Annotated in this window: 3 protein-coding genes and 2 rRNA genes; 1 reads left to right on the top strand and 4 read right to left on the bottom strand. The window is 36.3% G+C overall.

Annotation, left to right across the window (positions count from 1 at the left end; all coding sequences use genetic code 11):
* Positions 1-903 precede the first annotated feature (903 nt).
* Positions 904-1,071, top strand: a complete 168-nt coding sequence (locus tag F0527_RS17165) for a hypothetical protein (RefSeq protein WP_184117624.1) — start codon at positions 904-906, stop codon at positions 1,069-1,071.
* Between the two features lie 80 nt (positions 1,072-1,151).
* Here F0527_RS17165 and pabB read toward each other — a convergent pair whose 3' ends face one another.
* From pabB to F0527_RS16815, 4 genes are all read right to left on the bottom strand, one after another.
* Positions 1,152-2,903, bottom strand: a complete 1,752-nt coding sequence (gene pabB, locus F0527_RS16830) for an aminodeoxychorismate synthase component I (RefSeq protein ID WP_150285698.1) — start codon at positions 2,901-2,903, stop codon at positions 1,152-1,154.
* Entirely contained in the window at positions 2,891-3,484 is a 594-nt protein-coding gene (locus tag F0527_RS16825) for an anthranilate synthase component II (RefSeq protein WP_150285697.1), read from the bottom strand. The genes pabB and F0527_RS16825 overlap by 13 nt, the downstream gene beginning before the upstream one ends.
* A 213-nt stretch (positions 3,485-3,697) precedes the next feature.
* Positions 3,698-3,813: ribosomal RNA gene (rrf, locus tag F0527_RS16820) — 5S ribosomal RNA — on the bottom strand.
* Between the two features lie 63 nt (positions 3,814-3,876).
* A 23S ribosomal RNA gene (locus F0527_RS16815) occupies positions 3,877-3,962 on the bottom strand; the annotation flags it as partial.

The raw sequence follows: 3,962 nt of genomic DNA, 5'->3' as shown, positions 1-3,962 counted from the left end.
CTCCATAAAAGTGTTTGATTGCTCAAAATTTCACTAGCGCATCATCTTTACGATGATGACTTTAAAACTAACAGTTGTTAGTAGTTTAAATGATTAACATCTTGCTTGTTCAGTTTTCAAGGTTCATCGTTCGTTTGTTTTAGCGAACTTTTATATCTTATCATACCTTCAATGTCTTTGTCAATAACTTTTTTATTTCAATATATTGTTTTAACAACGACTCAATAATATTACCAGAACTAAACGAGTAAGTCAACGTTTTTATTCAAATAAATTATTAACTATTAGATTGATAATGATTCGTCGTTTATTGCGACTTAAATATAATATTATATTTTTAAATATAAGTCAATAACTAATTTACTTATTTTTTTACCTCTACTGTCCTACAAACATCTATCATCCCTTTACTCTAAAAACAGAAGCTTATCATCTCTTTAAACCTATCAGCTAGCGTATTTTCATCATAGGTATAACCTCTTTTTCAACTTTCATAAAGATAATACAATTCGATTTCAGGTCCTAACTCTCATTCACTAAAAACACATTCAAAAAACTTCTAAATAATAAATTCTAGTTTTTTTATGTTTAACTTCTCACCAAACAGGCTAAATTAACTTCACTAGTTAAATTCATCCTATATTTGGTAACTTATATGTTCCAAATTACTCTTTGATTTATCTACCAAAGACATCGCTGTACTTTTACAGACGGAAAGTTACAACAACATATAGTTTTTTACCATATAATCACACTAAAAAAACGAATAACCCACTCTTCTTTTTCATAAGCTAGAGTCTGTATCATCAGCTAGATTACTTACTTGTCGTATAAATGCATCTTAGATGAATATTGGCCAGGATTAATATTTCATTGGAATGTACAATCGAAAGGAGTTTTCTTATGCTAATCCAATCCTCTGAATGGCTACGTCTCCCAAAAGAAGAACGGTTATTATGCATTCGGTTAACTGTCTCAGAAAACCTCGAGCGTCAGCGCAAGCGTGCCTATGCCAAAGCAATGGCTAAGCGCATGAGTAACACTACTCACCTCTATTCATCCATTTCATAAAATCACCAAGAGTGATGTACCTAAAAAAGCACAACTAAAAACTAGTTGTGCTTTTATTTTTATTTAATAAGTATTGAATTTCATATTAACGTGATAGGGACCCATTTCCTTACGCTGTTGATGAACCAGATATTCTGACACTTTTCTAGATCCTCAACTGTCAACGTTTTTTCTAACACTTTCCCCTCTTGTATTAAAGAATTGCGGAACGTGCCAGCAAGTAAGCCACTGCTTACAGGAGGTGTATAGTACGCATCATCCATTTCAACAACTAGATTACCATTCGTAAATTCAGTTAGCTCCCCCTCTTTGTTCCATAGCAAAACATCAAATGAATCAGGATACTTTCTTTGAAACTCCGCATATACTTCACGATTTGTCGTTTTATGATATAAAAAAGGATTGTTCTGATCTATAGGTTGATCTGCTAATCTGCATTTAAGATCAGGAGACTGTTTGGCTATTGGTTCCACTTCGATTACTGGTTCCCCAGTGCGATTGACCAATAATCGAACTTTATAATCTCCATTAGAAAAGGATTCTGCATGTCTTAACAAATCACTACGAATATTTTCTATAGTTACTTCATAGTTGAAGTACTTTGCAGAAGCTTGAAGTCTCTCCAAATGCTCATCTAGCAAAAGGTATTCACCATCTGACAGTAAAAGACTCTCCAGCAATGAAAAAAGGGGGCGCTCTTCTTCAAGTAAAAGAGCTTTTGCTACTACTTCATGATATTCATCTTCAGCAGTCGAATCCCATGTAATGCCTCCCCCTACTCCATAAGTGGCTTTACCTGTTTCGTTCATAATCATTACTGTTCGAATCGGCACATTAAATATGGCTTCCTTTGCTGGGGTGATATAACCGATTGTCCCACAGTAAACCTCACGAGGAGAACCTTCTAGTTCCTCTATAATTTCCATTGTTCTAATTTTGGGTGCACCCGTGATAGAACCACAAGGAAACAGTGCTTTAAAAATATCTGTAAGAGCTATATCTTCTTTGATTTCTGCTGTAATGGTAGATGTCATTTGATGGACTGTTGGGTATCGTTCTATCTCAAACAATTTTTCTACTTTCACAGTTCCCGTTTTTGCGACAACACTAAGATCATTTCGCAGTAAATCGACAATCATCACATTTTCTGCTCTGTTTTTATCTGAATGATACAGCTCATCCGCCATTGCTTCATCTTCATCTGAAGTTTTTCCTCTTTTGATGGTTCCTTTCATCGGACGGGTTGTCAGCTTGTTTCCTTTAAGATGGAAGAATAGTTCAGGCGACGCGGACAATATACTATAATCACCCGTCTGTAGATAGGCAGAGTAATTAGATGATTGTGCTCTTCTTAATTTGTCGAAAAATGCAATCTCGTCTCCCTTAAACAAAGAATTCAAGCGTATTGTATAATTCGTTTGATATGTATCACCATTTTCAATGGATTCCTTAATCGATTTAATAGCTGAATGATATTCATCGACCGAAACAGATGGGACCCATTCACTTATTGTATAACGGCCGTTGCTTCCTACTGTTTCTTGAAGAGGCTCAGCATATATACCGAACCACAGTAATGGCATTTCACTTTTATTGTTTACTTTCATAGCTTTATCAAATGCCTGGGCAGCTTCATATGATAAATAGCCCGCTGCATAGAAGCCCTGGTCTACAGCTTTTTCCACTTCCATTAGACAAGCCATTACCTCCTCTACTGTAGTGGCACTTATTATTTTCATCGGATTTCGAAAAGTCAGCGGCTGTATCTCCCCATCACTGCCTGCAAATTCGAAGGATAAAAGAGGCTCTCTTTGTTCTTTTAATGTGTGCATAGTCTATTCCTTTTGATTTTATTTTTGAAAAAGTTACCTATCATTTGCTGGCCTTGCTCAGTTAAGATTGCTTCAGGATGGAATTGTACCCCTTCCACAGGATATTGTTTATGACGCAGAGCCATAATTTCTCCATCTTCGCTTGTGGCACTTATTTGCAAACAATCGGGAAGTGTTTTTTCATCAACAATCAACGAATGATATCTTGCCACTTTAAGTGGCAAAGGCAAATCACTGAAAATCTCCTGAGCATCATGTTGAATGGCTGATACTTTACCATGCATAGGTTTTGCAGCTTTTTTTATAATTCCTCCGAATGCTTGAGCAATTGTTTGATGGCCTAGACAAACACCTAAAATCGGGATGGTTTGATAAAATTCCTTTACCACTTCCAGACAAATTCCTGCTGTTGATGGATTCCCAGGTCCAGGTGAAATTAAAATGGCATCAGGTTTGATGGATGTTATTTCCTCAATCGTTACTTGGTCATTACGCAAAACCATTACTTCCTCACCAATGTTGCGAATATATTGTACGAGATTAAATGTAAACGAATCATAATTATCTATAATAAGAATCAATAGACAGTTCACCCCTTTATAGTTACATCAATTCTATTCTAAAGTGAAAGTGCACAGGATGAAAGAGGCAGGATTCAGAATGGTGAATGATCATTGCTAAATTAAATAGTTTTCTTTAACAATCAAAAATATAATTTATGCTTTTACAAAAGGGATAGTAGGAAAAAATTTTTCTACATGAAAAAGCACCGTACGATTGTACGGTGCTTGATTGCGAAGCGACGTCCTACTCTCACAGGGGGAAGCCCCCAACTACCATCGGCGCAAAAGAGCTTAACTTCCGTGTTCGGCATGGGAACGGGTGTGACCTCTTTGCCATCATCACTCCACATATATGTAGAGATTTTGTTCTCTCAAAACTGGATAAACGAGAATTGAAGGTTCTTAAGAATTTGGTTAAGTCCTCGATCGATTAGTATTCGTCAGCTCCATGTGTCGCCACACTTCCACCTCGAACCTATCTACCTCATCGTCTTTG

This window comes from Rummeliibacillus sp. TYF-LIM-RU47, from assembly GCF_008638315.1.
GTDB classification, from domain to species: domain Bacteria; phylum Bacillota; class Bacilli; order Bacillales_A; family Planococcaceae; genus Rummeliibacillus; species Rummeliibacillus stabekisii.
Note: the sequence above shows the minus strand (reverse complement) of the source record. Positions and strands in the feature narration are given on the sequence as shown.